Below are 19,053 nucleotides of genomic sequence, written 5' to 3'. Positions count from 1 at the left end.
TTGATGTCAAATATTGTGTTACCATGCAGCGACCCCTCCATCAGTTCTAAATTCTGTACCGCCGTTTAACACACCTGTTTCCGGATCACGCCAAATGATTTGCCCGCGGCCAAAGGTATTAGGTTCCAAGGCATACTGAATATCATGTCCTTTATCCGCCAGTGCCTGCGCGAGGTGGTGCGGAAAACCATGCTCAACAAACACTTGCTTATCTTTCATCCATTGCCATCTCGGCGCATCTAAGGCTGCTTGCGGATTCAAGTGAAAATCGATCGTATTCATGAGCACTTGCATGTGTCCCTGCGGCTGCATAAATCCTCCCATGACACCAAACGGCCCGACAGCTTCACCATCCTTTGTCAGAAATCCAGGAATGATGGTATGATACGTCCGTTTCCCAGGTGCCAAACAATTGTCGTGGGAAGGATCCATTGAGAAGTTGTGCCCTCTATTTTGCAGGGCAATACCTGTTCCTGGTACAACAATCCCGGAACCAAAGCCCATATAATTACTCTGGATGAACGACACCATGTTACCATCAGCATCAGCCGCAGCCAAATAAACCGTGCCGCCTTTAGGCGGCTCACCAGGTTCCGGCTGCATTGCCTGCTCACCAATAGCCGAGCGGCGTTTTTCTGCATAGGCTTTTGATAACAATCCTTCTAGCGACGCACTCATATGCGACGCTTCAGTAATATATTTCTGACCGTCTGCGAATGCTAGCTTCAGCGCCTCAATTTGCTTATGATAGGTATCAACAGAATCTTTTTCATTAAATGTTAGACCGTCTAAGATATTCAACCCAAGCAGCGCGATCAAACCTTGTCCGTTCGGCGGAATCTCCCAAACGTCATAGCCATGATAGTTCACCGAAATCGGATCGACCCACTCCGGTTGATAGTTCATTAAATCCTCTTTGCGAATAAAACCATCATGCTGTTTTGAAAAGGCATCAATAGCATCCGCGAGTTCCCCTTTATAAAAAGCCTCACCCTGCGTGTCAGCAATCGCCTGGAGGGTGCGGGCATGATCCTGTGACTGCCAAAGTTCACCCGCTTGCGGCGCGCGACCATCTGGAGCAAAGGTCGCAAACCAATTTTGGAAAGCCTCATCGGTCAGTTTCTCTTTAAAAGATTGATAGGCGCGTTGCCAAAACTTGGCCAGCACGGGTGACAGCGGATAACCTTCTTCCGCATGCTTAATTGCGGGCGCTAATACATCTTTAAATGGCAGTTGACCGAAGCGGCGCGAACATTCTACCCATGCCGCCGGCGCCCCGGGAACCGTTACCGGCGTCAGACCATGGGTCGGTATCGTATCATGACCGCGCTCTTTAACAGCATTAATAGATAGTTTCTGCGGCGCAGGCCCGCTTGCATTAAGGCCATGCAGTTCCCCGTTCATCCAGACGAGAGCAAACGCGTCACTCCCGATACCGTTTGATGTCGGTTCAACGACCGTCAAACAAGCCGCTGTTGCAATGGCAGCATCCACCGCATTGCCGCCTTGTTTTAATATCTCCAGACCGGCCTGTGCCGCCAGTGGTTGCGATGTTGCAACCATGCCATTTTTACTATAAACGGACTGTCTTTTCGAATAATAAGGTTGATAATTTGGATCATACGGCATCATGGTTGTCCCTCCCTAGTTGTATTCAATATACTCAGCTTAACAGTTAATCCCCTTCTAGACCATATGACAAGCAGCATAGTGATCATCATCAACTTGCCGCCACTCTGGCTTCACCTCTTTACAGATATCAGCAGCTATCGGACAGCGGGTATGGAACGGACATCCAGACGGCGGATCAGTTGGACTCGGAATCTCGCCGTTCAAATGAACATGCTCCCGTTTTCGTTTTGGTGCTGTTCTCGGAATAGCTGATAATAAAGCTTGGGTATAAGGATGCTGCGGATTTTGATAGAGTTGTTCCGTTGTTGTCAATTCAACCATATTACCGAGATACATGACCAAGACTCGATCACTAATATGTCTAACAACGCCTAAGTCATGAGAAATGAAGAGATACGTCAAACCGTAACTGCTTTGCAACTTTTTTAATAGATTAATCACTTGAGCTTGCACGGATACGTCCAGTGCAGAAACAGCCTCATCACAGACAATAAAAGACGGATTCAATGCGACGGCCCTCGCAATCCCTATCCGTTGTCTTTGACCGCCGCTGAATTCATGGGGATAACGATCATAATGTTCAGCGCCTAACCCAACTTCTTCTAATAAACTCATGACTTTTTGCCGGCGTTCACCGGCCTTATCATTTGTATGAATGATGTATGCTTCTTCTATGGCTCTACCGATGGTTTGCCTAGGATTCAATGATGCGAAGGGATCTTGAAAAATCATTTGCATTTCTTTTTTCAGCGGCTTTAGTTGTCTTTTACTTAACTGTGTAATGTTCTGATCCCGAAAGACTAACTGCCCATCCGTCATCGACTCAAGGCCAAGAACCGTACGTCCCAATGTTGATTTCCCGCACCCTGATTCCCCGACTACACCAAGTGTTTCTCCTTCTGTGATATCTAAGGTGACTCCGTCCACAGCTTTAACACTGCCTTTAGTTGAATTGAAAAGACCACCTTTGATCGGAAAGTGTTTCTTAACGTCACGCATTTGAAAGAGGACGTTGTTCGAACTCATGATCGCTTCCCTCCTTCAGCCAACAACGGGTTTTGTGCTGTTCTATTTCAGTTATGTGCGGATGTTCATCTTTGCAAATATCCATAACAAAAGGGCATCTGTCTTGGAATCGGCATCCTTGAGCGCGCTCATTCAGGCCTGGAAGCGTCCCAGGAATACCGCGTAACTCCTTACTTTCTTGCTCCACATCAGGGACAGAAGCCAGCAATCCTTGTGTGTAAGGATGCTGAGGGTCGTTAAAGATGGTCTCCACATCCCCTTCTTCAACAATCTCACCGGCATACATCACAATCACTCGATCAGCGATTTCTGCCACAACTCCCATATCGTGCGTGATCATGAGAATACTCGTATCAATCGTATCTTTTAACTCATTCATTAAGTCCAAAATTTGCGCCTGAATGGTGACATCCAGTGCCGTTGTAGGTTCATCAGCTATAATCATCTTGGGATTACAGGCTAATGCAATGGCAATCATCACTCTTTGGCGCATCCCGCCGCTAAGTTCATGAGGATATTGCTGCATGCGTTTTTCCGGTAAAGACAGCCCGACCTGTTTCAATAAGTCAATTCCCTTTTGGTGCGCCTGTTTTTTATTCATCTTTTCATGAATACGCAAGGGTTCTCTAACCTGATAACCGACTGTAAAAACCGGGTTCAACGCCGTCATAGGTTCCTGAAAAATCATCGAAATATCATTGCCTCGAATCCGGCGCATGTCCTCGTTCTTTAGCGCAGCAAGGTCTTTTCCCATAAACTGAATGCGGCCGCTTGCGACTTGGCCATTATTGGGTAACAAGCCCATGATAGACAAGGCACTGATACTTTTCCCACAGCCTGATTCACCAACGACACAAACCGTCTCACCTTTATTAACTTTGTAAGATAAGCCATCGACGGCTGATAGATGACCATCAGCCGTCTTAAATTGGACTTCCAGATCGTTGATATTTAATATTTCTTCAGTCATGGCGACGTCTACTCCCTTTCAATGTTCTTCAGAAGCCAATCCGCTGTTGGTGATATTTTAAATCCCTTAACATCATCACGGTAAGCGGCTGTTACCATTGCATGGTTCATAACGACCCATGCGGCATCTTTTATAGCGATCTTATTCGCTGCGTCGAGTTTTTCTTGACGAACGTCTTGGTCAACAGAGAATCGTGAAGCGTCAACCAGTTGATCAAACTCACTATTGTTATAATTGGCCCGGTTGGATGATTCCATATTGTCGCTATGCAGGTTAGGATAGAGTAGTTCACTGCCGTCACCCGTTGTGTTGCCCCAACCTAGGAATGTGATATCAAACTTCCCTTGTGTGGACACATCCAAGAATGTCCCCCATTCCATCGATTGAAGTTTCACTTTCAACCCGGCATCTTCAAGTTGCTCTTGGACAATTTGGGCCATCTTCATATAATTCTCCCTGTTGGCCACCAACATCTTGAGCTCTAAGCCCTTCCAACCATTTTCTTCGATCATTTTTTTAGCTTTTTCTGGATCATACGTGTAACCAGCGTCTTCTGCTGACTTATCATAACCCGAAACCTTAGGACCTATAATACTATTGGATTGAACGCCCAAACCATTTAACTGTTTAACATAGGACTTCCGATTAATAGCATAAGATACGGCCTTTCTAAACTTGAGCTGACTCATTGGGTCTTTATTAAAGTTAAAAGCCATGTAAGAGACACGCGTACCCGGTTTTTTCGTTGTTTTTACATTTTGTAGACTCTTAACGCGTTGCCATTGTGATGAAGGAATGCCATCAATTAGGTCAACTTCACCCGTTTGCAGCATGGAAATGGCCGTATTCACATCTGGCACGACTTTGAATGTCGCTTCTTTTAGAGCAGGGTCCTCACCCCAATAATTGCTATTCTTTGTGACGGTAACATGGTCGCCTGTCACCCATTCTTTTAACTTATAAGGTCCGGTCCCAACAGGTTTTTTCATGAGATCGTTCTTTTGATCGGCTTCTTTACTAATAATAGACGCATTATAGTGAGCCAAAGCCGCTAACATAGGGCCATAAGGTTCCTTGGTTTTAATCACCACCGTGTATTTATCTTTAGCAGTGACTTTCTTAACCGATGCTAATAGAGAAGCTCTTGGTGCTCCGGTATCCGGATCTCGAAGCTTATCAAAAGTATATTTAACGTCTTCGGATGTTAATTCCGTTCCATTCGTAAATTGAATACCTTCTTTTAAATGAATCACCCAAGTCTTTTTATCCGGCGTTTCATATGATTTCGCTAATAAAGGTTTGATTTCCATTGTATCCGGATCACGAGTAAATAACGTTTCATAGATTTGCATAATGACTCTTGCAGACACAGAATCATTGGTCATAATCGGCGATAGGCCGACCACTTTCGTCGTATTAGCATATGTTAACGTCTGTTCTCCGCTGGTTCCACTGTCTGAAGATGCAGAGGAGTCCGTTTGACTTGAGCCGGAACACCCAGCCAACACGCCTCCAACCAACATCATAAGTGCCACAACAAGCATTAAAGATCGTCTCATTCGTTTATTCCTCCCCGAATCTTAATGAGTTCTTAAATTTAAAGCTCTTCTCGTATGGATTGTTGCTTTTTGACCGCAGCCCGAATACACTTCGCTTTCCGCGGGAGACCCGTGAGCCTCCTCGAACTTCGTTCTGCGGGGTCTCACTTTGGCCGCTGTTCCCGCAGGAGTCTACGTGTATTTGGGCTGCTCACAGCGTTAGATTCTTTCAGTTCGTATCGAAAAGCAATCCTAATATAAAATAAATCGCTAGAGTTACTGGTCAACATCCATGTTTGGATCTAGTGTATCCCTTAAGGCGTCTCCCACAACATTAAAGGCAAAGACGACCAACACAATGGCAATACCCGGTATGATGACCATATGCGGTGCTGTCCAAATCAACTTTTGACCTTGAGCGATCATGGCTCCCCATTCCGGTTTGGACGGATCGGCTCCTAGTCCAAGAAAGCTAAGTGAAGACGTTGATAAAATCGCTGTTGCCATCCGCATCGTTATAAAGACGATAATGGGTGCCAAACAATTGGGCAAAACATGCTTAACTAAAATTCGAAAATCACTGGCTCCAAGTGACCTCATCGCGGTGATATATTCTTGTCTCTTTATCGATAACACGCTTCCTCTAACAATTCTTGCGCAGGTCGGGATCGACCATATACTAATGGCAATAACGACATTAACCAGACTTGAACCTAAAATCGCGATGATTAGCATGGCTAACAATATGCCTGGAAAAGCGAATAAGAGATCAGATAGACGCATAATCAGCCCGTCTAAAAGCCTATAATAGCCTGCTAACAAGCCGAGAATAATGCCAAAAAAAGCCCCAATAGCCACAGACGTTATCCCGACAACGAGCGAGATCCGCGCTCCAAAAACAAGCCTGCTCCACATATCTCGTCCATAATTATCTGTTCCCAACCAATGATCGGGCGAAAATGGCGGTAAATTTGTATGCGACAACTGCTGATTAACCGGATCATAAGGGGCGATCAAATCAGCGAAAACAGCAAAGAAAATCTGCACAACAATAATGAATAATCCTATTAAAGCAAGTTTGCTATGGAGCATCCCTTTCACAATCTTTTTAAATGTACTATCACGTTTATCTTTTTTTTGTTCAATAGCTGTTTGATTCTCAGCCAGTTGACTTTCCATGTTCAACCCCCCCTCTCTAGTCATAACTAATTCTTGGATCAATCAAGGCATACACAATATCAACTAGAAGGTTGACAAAGACAAAAATGGCGGCTATCAACAATACCGAACCTTGTACCATTGGAAAATCTCGTGCTGATATTGCCTCAATCATTAATCGTCCGACGCCGTTAATGGCAAAGACTTGTTCAACAATGATCGTGCCTCCTAGTAGAAAACCGAAATTTAATCCGATGACGGTAATCACTGGTATCATCGCGTTACGTAGACAATGAATCCAGATGACAGCCTTCTCCTTAACACCTTTTGCTCTGGCTGTTCTAATAAAATCTGAACGAATGATCTCAAGCATTGATGAACGTGTCATGCGGGCAATCATGGCTGCTGAAGCTGTTCCTAATGTAATAGCAGGTAAAATTAACTGCTTGATGCCCGCAATCGTCCATATCGGCTCCGTCAAACCTCCAACTGGAAGCCACTGTAAGTTAACGGCAAAAATGAGAATAAGGACAGCTCCCAACCAAAAGTTAGGAATTGAGACACCTGCTAGAGCGGCTGTTGTACTAAAAAAATCTTGCCAGGAATTTTGTTTGAGTGCGGAAATGATCCCCGCGGGAATACCGATAATGACTGAAACAACAACACTTGCAACAGCCAAATTTATGGTATTGGGTAAACGTACCATGATTTCTTGAGCTACCGAACGATCGGTTTGAAAAGATTGGCCCATGTCACCTTGTAAGACACCGGCTATGTAATCCCAATATTGAACAAACAAAGGTTGGTTCAAACCCAGCTGCTCTCTTATCGCTTCGATATCAGATTTTGATGCTGTCGGACCGCCAATCACTGCTGCTGGATCCCCTGGAGCAATATGCATACTCAAGAAAACAATGATCGAAATACCAAATAATAAAAAAATGGTTTGTACCAGTCTTCTTCCTATTAACGCAACCATCCTCCATCACACCTCCATTCAAGCTTATTGAAAGTCTTGGATACGTGATTAAGCCGCCATCACCTCCATTTTGTCTCAAAAACAAAGATATAGATTCCGATTGTTAGCCTTTTTAACAAATTATCTTAACTTTTGTTTTGTTTGTTTTAATCATGATTATATGACAGCTGAAAATAGATTGCAATATATTTTTCAAAAAAATATTAATCATTGGTATATTATTTCACTTCAAAATCCTTTATTGATTTTAAGTAGTATACTGTTACTTTGATAAAGGTTTTCTGAAAGCTATAAAGAAAAGAGCGAAGCCATACGAAAAAACCGCAGGCTCCAATATGGCCTGCGGTTCAGAATTACAGCTTCAGTCCTGTCCGGCTTTTGAAGCGGCGGAGCAGTATGTGGCTATCGACTCTTGTAATACCTTCCAATGCGTATAATTCTTCGTTAATGAATTTTTCCAAAGCATGAAAGTCCTCGACAAGGACATGCATATGTAATGTACTTGGGCCAGTCATTTGATAGCAGCTGGCGACGACCGGATTATTCACAAGCGTTTCGGCAACTTCAACTAAATAGGCCGGTTCACAGTCAACTTCAAAAAACGCGGACACATGCTTACCGGCCAATTCCGAATTAATCACGACACTGAATTTTTCGATGACACCTTTGTCAATCATCTGATTGACACGTTCGCGGACAGAAACGCGGGATATATTCAGTTGTTTACCAATATCGACATATGACATCCGGCCATCATCGTTTAAGCAATCTAAAATCTTCCGGTCTGTTTCATCAATCAAATCATCCTCCCCCTTGACATTAAATTTTTCCAGATGATGTGACTTCAAAATCTATCTTATACGATTTGCCTACCATTTGTATAGAAAATTATGTAGACTTTGAAAGGAGTTAAGGGCCGCCGCCGCGAAATCATTAACAACGCAACCCTGAATCAAGACAAAAAAAATAGACTGCCGTGGCAGCGGCAGCCCTAATTTTAAGGTTTCCGAACTTATTCATGAAGGAAAGACGTTGGTTTCTTGATTATTCTTCGCTTTGTTGACTATCTTGATTTTGTTCCTGATTCGAATCTTGACTTGATTCCGTATCATTCATGGAATCTTTGTTGTCGTTTGACGTATCATCTTGAGATTCAGGGTTGCTGTTGCTATTTTCACCCATTGGAGCTTGTTGTTGCTGCTGTTGTTGCTGACTATTCGTTCCCATGTCTTGGTCCTGCTCATTCTGAGATTCTTGGTTTGTGCTATTATCTTGACTTGATTTATTTTCTTGACCATTGGAATCATCTTGAGCTGAACCTTCATCACTTTCAGTAACAGGCTCAGTGCTATTGTCCGAGTTTTTGGCAACTTCATCTAGAGCGGCAACCCCTTTGCCAAGATAGGCCAATGGATCAACTGCGACACCTTTTTTGCGAATTTCAAAGTGCACGTGGACACCAGCATCTTTGTTAAAACTACTGCGTCCTGAGACACCAAGGACGTCTCCTTGCTTAATTTTTTGTCCTTCTTTCACTTTCAATTCATTCAAACTTGAATATTGTGTTGTGACCTTATTGCCATGATCAATCTGAACGACTTTACCTAAGATATTATCTTTCTTAGCTTTGACAACCGTACCACCCATAGCAGCCGTAACATCAAATGATTCATTGTTCTTTGAAGTATAATTGACACCTGTACTTTGTTTGTAGGTATTATCATAGGTTACTATAGCGGCTTGTTGGTCCTCTGGGTCTCCGTTAACGTCATAGAATTTTTGCGTCACCTCGACAGCATCCTTATTTGCGACCGGCAAAGCAAACTCTTCTTTGGCACCATTGACGGGAACAGCTTCTTCATTATCTTCATCAATGGCAACATTGCCTTGTTCTTCGCCCGTTGGCGACGTCTCATTCTGTGTATCTCCACCGCCCTGTTGAATCCATAAAACTGAAATCATGACCAAAGCAGCAACGCCTAAGTACATGGCTGGATAAAACCAACGTCTTCTTGTGAGTTTCCGCAATTTGTTTTGGGATTCTTCTTGCGGATTTCGATTGTTTCGATCTGTCATCTTTATCACCTCAGCAACCATTCTCATCAGATTTGCGAGAATCTATACCCTAATAGTCAAAAAAGTTACTAATTTTTTTCGACAAATCTACTACATTGATGATACTGGATTCTTTTATATCCATAGGGGCATGTTGCCGGGTGTGACAATCCATTTTTGAAACATGGGATAAAATAAAACCATTGGCTCTAAGCACCAATGGTTTCATAAGAAGTGGATCCCGCTCTAATCTTTAGCGGCTAACTTCCCTTTGAGGGTTGGGTTAATTTTTTCAATATCAACATCACTATAATAGTAAGTCACAATATCCTTGTATGATTTGCCCTGCTTTGCCATGCCGTTTGCACCGTATTGACTCATACCGACGCCATGACCAAATCCTTGAGTTTCTGCATAAATCTTGCCATCTTTCTTTTTTAATTCAAAGTCAGTTGAGCGTAAACCTAACTTTTCGCGAACATCTCGACCTGTGAATGCCTGGCCCGCAATTTTGATTTTGCCGACCCGGTGTCCGTTCGTTGTCTTAACAACTTTACCAATAGAACCGGACTCTTCCTCGAGGTTCACACCTAAGTCCTGTTCAAATGTTGAGACAGGTATGGTAGTGGTTTCAAAGGATTTAGGGGAATTTTTATCCCATGGACTTTTAACGCTTTTTAGATATGGAATCTTATTGGACCAATAGTCCTCTGAATCCTCTGTGTAACCATTACTGGTTGAGAAGAACATCGATTCAATCGGTTGACCATCATATGTGATGATTTCACCCGCTGTCTCCGAAACGGCCTGTTCAATTTTGGCGATCTTACTATCATAATCATCGCCCCATTCCTTTTTGAGATCATCGTGGCTTTTATAGACTTGATAATATTTTGTATCAGTGACTTCCGCATCTTTTGGCAAATTCGCTTTTGGCCCTCTAAGTAAATGCTTAACGACATATGTTCGAGCGGCGAGCGCCTGTGCTTTTAATGCTTCAATATTGAAATCGGCTGGCATTTCCGATGCTACAACACCGACCACATAATCTTGAAAGTCAATGGTTTGAACTTTATCGGATTGGCTGCGATAGACAGAAACCGCAATAGCTGGTCCCGACGATTGGTCTTTTTCAGCGGAAGCTGGTTTTGACTGATCTTCAGCCTCAGCTTGCTGCTGTGAATTTTGCCCGCCAAATGGAACGACGATGAGGGTTGGAATGATGATAACGGCGACGAGTAAAAAAGTTGCTGCATAAACTAGTGATTTGTTCATACCCGGGCCTCCCATAACTAGATTTTCTAATAGTGTATGGATGATTCCCGACATTTAGAACTTACAAAAATGTGTCACATATTCATTCACTGATAAAATGTATATGCTCTAAAAAAATGGACATACTATAGGTTATGAGTGTTTTTGAGGTCGGATCACGCGAGTCCGTTACGTGACTGTTGATTTCAGCTCAGGCGTTCCTGAGCCGTATAGTAAAAAAAGAGCCGCGAGCGGCTCCTTGTCAGGCAAATTTGGGTTTCATATTCAGTTTCGGTACTTTGCTTTTGACAGTTTCGACTTCTTGTTTCTCTTGGGCGGGAACACGTTCAATATCGGCACCCAGCGAAAGAAACTTTTCGGTAAAATTAACATAGCCACGGTCAATGTGAGTTAATTCTGTCACTCGTGTAGTGCCGTCAGAAACTAATCCGGCAATCACTAAAGCGGCTCCAGCTCTTAAATCGGTCGCCGCCACTTCTGCGCCTTGCAGCTGACAAGGGCCGCTAATAATAGCAGATCTTCCCTCGATTTTGATGTCGGCATTCATACGGCGAAACTCTTCAACATGCATGAAGCGATTCTCAAATACGGTTTCCGTAATAACAGCTGTTCCTTGAGATTTAAGCAACAGAGCCATCATTTGCGATTGCAAATCGGTTGGAAAACCTGGATGCGGCATTGTTTTAATATCTACGGGATTTAGTATATCCGGACCTTTAACGCGCAATCCATTACCTTCCCTTTCAATATGAACACCCATTTCCTCTAACTTGGCAATTAAAGGCCGTAAATGCCTTGAAATAGCGCCTTCAATGAGAATGTTACCCTTTGTAATAGCTGCTGCTATCATATACGTACCGGCTTCAACGCGATCAGGTATAATGTCATGAGTGACACCCTTGAGCGAACGAACACCTGTGATGCGTATGGTTCCTGAACCCGCACCTGTAATTTTGGCTCCCATCGCACTTAAATAATCCGCCAAATTTTCGATCTCAGGTTCACAAGCACAGTTTTCAATTACTGTTTCTCCGTCAGCCAAAACAGCCGCCATCATAATGTTTTCCGTAGCTCCAACACTTGGAAAATCTAAATAAATGCTGGCTCCTTCTAACCGATCGTCCACTTTAGCTTCAATAAAACCATTGCCAATCGTGACTTTAGCGCCCATGGCTTCAAAGCCTTTCAAGTGTTGATCAATAGGACGTGAACCGATCGCACAACCTCCTGGTAGAGCAATGCGTGCATGACCGACACGGGCTAATAATGGCCCCATAACCAGAAATGACGCCCTCATTTTCCTTACATATTCAAAAGGTGCTTCTGTAGATAAGGTGGACTGGGCGCCTACAGTCACAGAATTATCCTCGTATGTCACATCAGCATTAAGATGTTTTAAAACTTCTTTAATTGTAAAAACATCTGCTAAAGCTGGTACATTATTTATTTTACTAACGCCTTTTTTGGCTAAAATCGATGCAGCAATGACAGGAAGCACAGCGTTTTTTGCCCCATCGACTTGCACCGTTCCTTGGAGTCGCCTCCCGCCTCTCACAATGATATTTTCCAACGTATTCCCCTCCGCGTCGTTTATCGTTATTCCCTTTTAAAGGGTGGCTGCAGCCGGTTTGGCCACCTCACATGCCCAACCCTTTATTTTTATTAGTATTCAGACGTAATTATTGGCGTGCCTAAGGTCACTGTTGTGGTCGAGCCTACAGTCCTAAGTGCGACCTGCAGGTTCATTTTCTGACCGTTGGTTCGAATCAACTGGTTCCATGCTGTATTATATGCAGACAATGATACAAATGTTTTTTCTTTAACTTTTTCTACCACCCGGGCATGAAGTCCTTTAGCATAAGACTGAGCCGCAGGCAATAACTTTGATGATACCGCCTGTTTTTGCCCGGAGATGGTTGTGTAAAGTTTTGTATCGGTTGTTTCTTTAAAGATTGTGCTGATACGACTGTCAACGGTCGGGGAAAACGTTTGCCACGTATTGCCATTCCATGTTTGTCCTTCAAGCTCATAAATAACATACGATGCTTTGTGATTTTTCTGTGGGTACATAAACAATTGTACTTGCTCACTGACATGATCAGATACCTTTGAATGCCCTTCAACTTCATATTGACCGGCTTGGTTGACTTTGACGTCATCCCATTCAAAATCCGGCAGCTTTTTCTTTAATGTTTGCAGCTGCTGTTTGAAAGTTGAAGAATTTGAAACACTTTTCAAATTCTGCCTAGCGTAGACAGACCAATGATCAATGCCGACATGGTGTTCTTTTAAGACTTCAGCCATCCTTGGTAACTGTGTGGTCGTTTCAGCATCTCCATTAGCTATCGAGTTTGAATAAGCACCAAAAAACAGTATCACAACAAAAGCAATCGTATAATTAATGGGTTTCACGGTTCCATCCTCTCCTTATTTACAGTATTGCCCCGGAGAGAATGGTCATACATGGAACATTCAGTTAAAACCCTACATCGTTCGACAGTTGTTATTCATCATTTGCTTACATTACATAAAATTTTGTAGATTAAGGGACCAATTGACATAATTTAGAATAAAATTGCCAACGTTATAGCTGATTGTAATAGCAATAAACAGCATGGCAACTTTAGCTTTCGGACCTTGTGGGTGTTTAAAGTATACATCAATTTTAAAACTTTGCAACGCCCACCAGGTTAAAATAAGCGTGATGAGATGCACCACTAAATTTAATGCCGATTGGACATTGAGCCCATACACTATGTAGAACTCCTTTCTCAATTCAACACTTGGCATCAGATTATAATTACCGCTAAATTTTATCATACCATATTTTGTAGCAGTCCTACGACCTAAAATTATTGTAATATTTGCCATGTGTTGCTTTCAATTCAATTGTATACGTACCCTTTATGACAAAAATAAAAACTAAGCCAAGCTATAAAAAAACCCGTTCCACCATATAGATAGTAGAACGGGTTGTATGAGTCGATCTATTGTTTAGTGATCTCCAAGCGATTTTCCGCCCGTTTGAGATCTTTTAAGATTGTCTCGTACTTAGCAGTTCCTTTTTCTAAGCCGGATAACTGTTGTTCAGCGTCCTGCTTGGCCTTCTGGGCACGTTCGATATCAATATCTTCTTTGAGTTCTGCGGATTCAGCTAAAATATTGACACTTTCCTTACCCACCTCAACAAAACCGCCATTAACAGCAACAACCTGGGTTTTACCCATGTGTTTCAGCCGAACAGCATTGATTTCTAGCGGGACAACCGTCGGAATATGATTAGGTAATATCCCCATTTCCCCTGTCACCGCTCGCAAGCTGACCATATGAATGTCACCTTCGTATACTTTGCCGTCCGGCGTTACAATGTTTGTCTGAATCATATTCATGACAAAAACCCTCCTTGGGTTCTGGCATTGCGAACCTTACGCATTTTGTTCCAATTTTTTAGCATTTTCTACAACTTCTTCAATGCGACCAACAAGACGGAACGCATCTTCAGGTATATCATCATGCTTGCCATCCAGAATCTCTTTAAAGCCTTTAACCGTTTCCTTTAATGGTACATAGGAACCCGGTTGACCTGTAAACTGTTCGGCAACATGGAAGTTTTGTGACAAGAAGAACTGAATTCGACGGGCACGGTGAACAACGAGTTTGTCGTCATCTGACAGTTCATCCATACCTAAGATCGCAATAATGTCCTGCAAGTCATTATATTTTTGCAAGGTTTCTTGAACACGACGTGCCACATCGTAATGCTCTTCACCCACATTTTCAGGTGCAAGTGCCCGAGATGTCGATGCCAGTGGGTCAACGGCCGGATAAATCCCCATTTGCGACAAACTACGTTCAAGGTTAGTTGTCGCATCTAAGTGCGCAAACGTGGTTGCAGGGGCAGGGTCCGTATAGTCATCAGCTGGGACATAAATCGCTTGAATGGATGTAATCGATCCTTTTTTCGTCGATGTAATCCGCTCTTGCAGCTGTCCCATTTCTGTTGCCAACGTTGGTTGATAACCAACGGCAGAAGGCAGGCGACCAAGCAATGCGGAAACTTCCATACCCGCTTGAGTGAAACGGAAAATATTATCAATAAAGAGAAGCACGTCTTGTCCTTCTTCATCACGGAAGTGTTCAGCCATCGTTAAGCCGGAAAGGGCGACACGCATACGGGCACCCGGCGGTTCGTTCATTTGTCCGAACACCATCGCTGTTTTGCTGATAACACCGGAGTCACTCATTTCATGATAAAGGTCATTCCCTTCACGTGTCCGTTCTCCAACACCAGCAAATACGGAAATACCACCATGTTCTTGTGCAATATTGTTAATCAATTCTTGAATAAGCACGGTTTTTCCAACACCGGCACCGCCAAACAAACCGATTTTACCACCCTTAACGTAAGGGGCTAAAAGGTCGATAACTTTAATACCGGTCTCTAAAACCTCGGTACCTGTGGATAGATCTTCAAATGTTGGTGCTTCGCGGTGAATGGAATTACGCTGAGCCTTCTCAGGGATTTCATCCTTCAAATCAATAGCTTCACCTAGTACGTTAAAGACACGCCCAAGGGTTTCTTCACCAACAGGAACCGAAATAGGGCCACCCGTGTCTTCAACAGCCGTCCCGCGAGTAACACCATCAGTGGAAGACATTGCAATCGTACGGACAGTATCATTGCCTAGGTGAAGAGCAACTTCCAACGTTAATTGGATGCCCGTATCATCTGAGCCTTGGGCCGCTTGGTTAATCGTTAGAGCATTGTTAAGTTCAGGCATATGGCCATCGTCAAATTTAACATCGACAACGGGACCCATAACCTGAGTAATATAACCCTTACTCATGCTTTCCCTCCTTACTTCTCATAAGACTATTCTAGTGCAGCGACGCCGCCGACAATTTCACTAATTTCTTGGGTGATAGCGGCTTGACGCGCTTGATTATATTTAAGTGTCAAATCATCAATGAGTTCATTGGCGTTGTCAGTTGCACTTCGCATGGCTGTCATTCGAGCAGCATGTTCAGCTGCCTTTGCATCTAACAGTGCTCCGAAGATCAAGCCCTCTGCATATTGAGGTAAAAGTGTTGCTAACACTTCCTCAGCGGATGGTTCGTATTCGTAAGTGACGCTCTGAGTTTCGCCACTGTCCTCAAAAATGTCATTTAACGGCAATAATTTGGTATCCCGTAAATCTTGTTGAATGGGGCTAACAAAATGATTATAAATCATATATAATTCATCGATCTCTTCATCAATAAATAAATTAACAGCCGTTTTGGCCACCGACTTTATGTCATCATAGCTAAGTTCATCTGGTACATCTACTATTTCTTCAGCAATAGGGTAACCTAGTTTTTTGACAGCGGCAGTACCAATTTTACCAATTGACAATACTGTAAATTCATCATTTGACCGATGGCGTTCTTTAATGAGGCTGTCCAAATGTTTAAGAACATTATTATTATAGCCTCCGGCAAGACCGCGTTGACCCGTTATAATCAAATAACCAGTCTTCTTCACTGGGCGGGATTTTAACATTGGATGTTTGGCGCCACTTCCTGACTGAGTGCCAGATGCGATATTCCCAACGACTTCTCGAAGCTTATCGGTATAGGGTTCATAAGCTTGAGCCTGGTTTTGTGCTTTCGTCAATTTAGACGCCGAAACCATCTGCATCGCCCGAGTAATCTGTTTCGTATTCTTAGTGGAAGAAATTCTTCCTTTAATGTCACGCAACGATGCCACTACACTTCACCACCTTCCGCAAAAAGCGTTAGGCACTCGCCTAACACATTATTCACTTGATCCTGCAAAGCCTTTTTTAAATTCCTTAATAGCATTACCAAAGGCTTCTTCGTCGGGCAGTTTCTTCGATTCACGAATCTCACTAAGGATATCGTTGTGATTTTGTGTCATATAAGACAAGAACTCTTTTTCAAACCGCTGAATATCTTGAACAGACACATCATCCAAATATCCTTTGGATAGAACATATATAATCGCAACTTGATTTTCAACCGGATACGGGTTGTGCAAGTCTTGCTTAAGAATTTCCATTGTCTTTTCACCGCGTGACAACTTAGCTTGGGTTGCGGCGTCAAGATCAGATCCAAACTGGGCAAATGATTTAAGTTCATTATATGAAGCTAGGTCGAGTTTGAGCGTCCCAGCAACTTTCTTCATTGCCTTAATTTGCGCATCCCCACCAACACGAGAAACAGATGAACCAGCATCGATCGCCGGACGCATACCTGAGTTAAATAAGTCAGTCTCAAGGAAAATTTGTCCATCTGTGATAGAAATCACGTTTGTCGGAATATAAGCGGCAATGTCGCCAGCTTGAGTTTCAATGATTGGCAAAGCGGTGATTGATCCGCCACCTAGGTCATCGTTTAGCTTAGCCGCACGTTCAAGTAAACGCGAATGAAGGAAAAAGACATCACCAGGATAAGCTTCACGACCCGGTGGTCGACGTAATAGCAAGGATAGCTCACGATACGCCGTCGCTTGTTTCGATAGGTCATCAAAAACCACCAAAACGTGCTTACCATTGTACATAAGGTCTTCACCCATGGATACGCCGGTGAATGGAGCCAAGAATAACAATGGAGCGGGTTCAGAAGCACTCGCGGTAACAATAATCGTCTTTTCAAGTACCCCTTGTGAACGCAACGTCTCAACAACACCTGCAACCGTTGATTCCTTTTGCCCAATAGCGACGTAAACGTTAATGACATCCTCATCTTTTTGATTAATCATCGTATCCAACGCAACGGAGGTTTTACCTGTCTGCCGGTCACCAATAATTAATTCACGTTGGCCGCGGCCAATGGGAATCATTGAGTCAATGGATTTGATCCCTGTTTGCAAGGGTTCATTAACCGATTGACGAGCCATAACACCAGGTGCTGAACTTTCGACGGGCCGGGTTTTATTGGCGTTGATCGGTCCCTTTCCATCAACGGGTTGTCCTAATGGATTGACAACACGGCCAAGGAGTTCTTCACCAACAGGCACTTCCATAATTCGGCCGGTTCGTTTAACTTCATCACCTTCATGAATGTCTGTAAACGAGCCGAGGATGACAACACCAACGTTATTCTCCTCAAGGTTTTGCGCCATGCCCATGACACCATTAGCAAATTCAACAAGTTCTCCAGCCATGGCGTTATCTAGACCGTGAACGCGAGCAATACCGTCGCCGACTTCAATGACGGTACCCACTTCATTCATTTCAACCGTTGCATCGTAATTTTCAATTTGTTGCTTAATTATTGAACTGATTTCTTCGGCATTAATGCTCACTGACATTTCACCCCTATCTACCTGCATTCAGCTTTTAAGCTGCGTCTTAAGACGTTTCAACTTGCCGGATAATGAACTATCAAATACGGTGTTACCAATCTTTACAATGATACCACCAATAATATTCTGATCAACTTTGGCATTTAGCCGGAGTTTTTTATCCAATTTTTGACCAAGGTCTTCAGCCAATTTTTGTTTTTCATCTTCCGTTAGAGGTTGAGCGGTTGTAACAACCATGTCCTCAATCCCACGATAGTCATTAGCCATATCCACATAGTCATTAATTAAATAGTGAATCGTTTTTTCACGCCTACGATCAACAAGGACTTTTAATAAGTTAATGACCTCTTGGCTAAGATCCTGTGAAAAGACTTTTTCTATAATGTCTTTTTTATTATTACTTTCGACCTGAGAATGAGAAAGCACTTTTTGCAAATCGTTACTTGACTTCAGCGTTTCATTAACAACATTAAGCTGCGACTCAAATTCGTCAATTAAATGGCGCTCTTTAGCCACTTCAAATAGAGCCTCGGCATAACGCTTGGCTACAGCTTCACTCATATACGATCGCCTGCCTCGCGGATAAATGCATCAATCTCTTTCTCATGGTCTTTAGCATCAACTTCTTTTTCAAGTACTCGAGAGGCTAATATAACGGAAAGATCGGCTACTTCGTCGCGAAGAGAAGCAACAGCTCTCTCTCGTTCACGGTCAATTTCTTCTTTGGCTTGTTCAACCATACGGTCCGCACGGCCTTTAGCATCATCAATAATTTGCTGTGCTTCACTTTCAGACTGCTTCTTAGCACGATCTATGATTTCTTTGGCATCTGAACGCGCTTGATCTAATTGTTCTTTTTGCTTTTGCAGAAGCTGAGCCGCTTCTTCCCGGTCATTCTCTGCATCTTTTATTTGCGATTCAATATTGTCTTGACGGTCTTTAAGAACCTTCATCGCTGGTTTCATAGCAAATCTGGAAACAAGCCATAATAAGATTAAAAATATGATGATTTGGAACAAGAAAGTCCCAACTTCAAAGTGAACCACATGTTTCACTCCCTTCGCTGATTAGGAGACCCAACAGTTGTTAAAGTTAGGCGGGAGAAGTATAA

At 43.1% G+C, this 19,053-nt stretch carries 18 protein-coding genes; all 18 read right to left on the bottom strand.

Annotated elements, in window-relative coordinates:
• Positions 1 to 18: 18 nt before the first annotated feature.
• Positions 19 to 1,632 carry a gamma-glutamyltransferase family protein gene (locus B9Y89_RS07655; protein WP_085522645.1) on the bottom strand — a complete coding sequence of 538 codons (1,614 nt, stop codon included), beginning with the start codon at positions 1,630 to 1,632 and terminating at the stop codon, positions 19 to 21.
• Between the two features lie 54 nt (positions 1,633 to 1,686).
• Entirely contained in the window at positions 1,687 to 2,658 is a 972-nt protein-coding gene (locus B9Y89_RS07650; protein ID WP_085522644.1) for an ABC transporter ATP-binding protein, read from the bottom strand.
• Entirely contained in the window at positions 2,624 to 3,628 is a 1,005-nt protein-coding gene (locus B9Y89_RS07645) for an ABC transporter ATP-binding protein (RefSeq protein WP_085522643.1), read from the bottom strand. The genes B9Y89_RS07650 and B9Y89_RS07645 overlap by 35 nt, the downstream gene beginning before the upstream one ends.
• 8 nt (positions 3,629 to 3,636) lie before the next feature.
• A complete protein-coding gene (locus B9Y89_RS07640) occupies positions 3,637 to 5,187 on the bottom strand; it encodes an ABC transporter substrate-binding protein (protein ID WP_085522642.1) in 1,551 nt (516 codons plus the stop codon).
• A 255-nt stretch (positions 5,188 to 5,442) separates the two neighbouring features.
• Positions 5,443 to 6,345: an ABC transporter permease gene (locus B9Y89_RS07635; RefSeq protein WP_085522641.1), complete on the bottom strand. Its 903-nt coding sequence runs from the start codon at positions 6,343 to 6,345 to the stop codon at positions 5,443 to 5,445.
• 16 nt (positions 6,346 to 6,361) lie between these two features.
• Complete coding sequence (gene nikB / locus B9Y89_RS07630) at positions 6,362 to 7,303, bottom strand: nickel ABC transporter permease (RefSeq protein WP_085522640.1); 942 nt, start codon at positions 7,301 to 7,303, stop codon at positions 6,362 to 6,364.
• Between the two features lie 353 nt (positions 7,304 to 7,656).
• Positions 7,657 to 8,103 carry an Lrp/AsnC family transcriptional regulator gene (locus tag B9Y89_RS07625; protein WP_254901207.1) on the bottom strand — a complete coding sequence of 149 codons (447 nt, stop codon included), beginning with the start codon at positions 8,101 to 8,103 and terminating at the stop codon, positions 7,657 to 7,659.
• 244 nt (positions 8,104 to 8,347) lie between these two features.
• Complete coding sequence (locus B9Y89_RS07620) at positions 8,348 to 9,379, bottom strand: M23 family metallopeptidase (protein ID WP_176222147.1); 1,032 nt, start codon at positions 9,377 to 9,379, stop codon at positions 8,348 to 8,350.
• A gap of 225 nt (positions 9,380 to 9,604) precedes the next feature.
• Positions 9,605 to 10,633 (bottom strand): stage II sporulation protein D, encoded by a 1,029-nt coding sequence (gene spoIID, locus B9Y89_RS07615; protein ID WP_085522638.1) that lies wholly within the window; start codon positions 10,631 to 10,633, stop codon positions 9,605 to 9,607.
• Positions 10,634 to 10,874: 241 nt separating this feature from the next.
• Entirely contained in the window at positions 10,875 to 12,203 is a 1,329-nt protein-coding gene (murA, locus tag B9Y89_RS07610) for a UDP-N-acetylglucosamine 1-carboxyvinyltransferase (RefSeq protein WP_085522637.1), read from the bottom strand.
• Between the two features lie 92 nt (positions 12,204 to 12,295).
• Positions 12,296 to 13,045: a YwmB family TATA-box binding protein gene (locus B9Y89_RS07605; protein ID WP_085522636.1), complete on the bottom strand. Its 750-nt coding sequence runs from the start codon at positions 13,043 to 13,045 to the stop codon at positions 12,296 to 12,298.
• A 111-nt stretch (positions 13,046 to 13,156) separates the two neighbouring features.
• A complete protein-coding gene (locus B9Y89_RS07600; protein ID WP_176222146.1) occupies positions 13,157 to 13,387 on the bottom strand; it encodes a DUF1146 family protein in 231 nt (76 codons plus the stop codon).
• A gap of 233 nt (positions 13,388 to 13,620) precedes the next feature.
• Positions 13,621 to 14,022: a F0F1 ATP synthase subunit epsilon gene (locus B9Y89_RS07595; RefSeq protein ID WP_085522634.1), complete on the bottom strand. Its 402-nt coding sequence runs from the start codon at positions 14,020 to 14,022 to the stop codon at positions 13,621 to 13,623.
• Positions 14,023 to 14,058: 36 nt separating this feature from the next.
• Complete coding sequence (atpD, locus tag B9Y89_RS07590) at positions 14,059 to 15,480, bottom strand: F0F1 ATP synthase subunit beta (RefSeq protein WP_085522633.1); 1,422 nt, start codon at positions 15,478 to 15,480, stop codon at positions 14,059 to 14,061.
• A gap of 26 nt (positions 15,481 to 15,506) precedes the next feature.
• Positions 15,507 to 16,382, bottom strand: coding sequence for an ATP synthase F1 subunit gamma (gene atpG, locus B9Y89_RS07585; RefSeq protein ID WP_085522632.1), 876 nt, complete (start codon positions 16,380 to 16,382; stop codon positions 15,507 to 15,509).
• 48 nt (positions 16,383 to 16,430) lie between these two features.
• Positions 16,431 to 17,942, bottom strand: a complete 1,512-nt coding sequence (atpA, locus tag B9Y89_RS07580) for a F0F1 ATP synthase subunit alpha (RefSeq protein ID WP_085522631.1) — start codon at positions 17,940 to 17,942, stop codon at positions 16,431 to 16,433.
• Between the two features lie 27 nt (positions 17,943 to 17,969).
• Entirely contained in the window at positions 17,970 to 18,503 is a 534-nt protein-coding gene (locus B9Y89_RS07575; protein WP_085522630.1) for a F0F1 ATP synthase subunit delta, read from the bottom strand.
• On the bottom strand, positions 18,500 to 18,988 hold the full coding sequence (atpF, locus tag B9Y89_RS07570) for a F0F1 ATP synthase subunit B (RefSeq protein ID WP_254901206.1): 489 nt from the start codon (positions 18,986 to 18,988) through the stop codon (positions 18,500 to 18,502). Before atpF ends, B9Y89_RS07575 begins: the two co-directional genes overlap by 4 nt.
• Between the last annotated feature and the right edge of the window lie 65 nt (positions 18,989 to 19,053).

Origin of the sequence: Tuberibacillus sp. Marseille-P3662 (genome assembly GCF_900178005.1) — a bacterium.
Lineage (GTDB): Bacteria > Bacillota > Bacilli > Bacillales > Sporolactobacillaceae > Marseille-P3662.
This window is presented reverse-complemented; position numbering and strand designations above follow the sequence as displayed.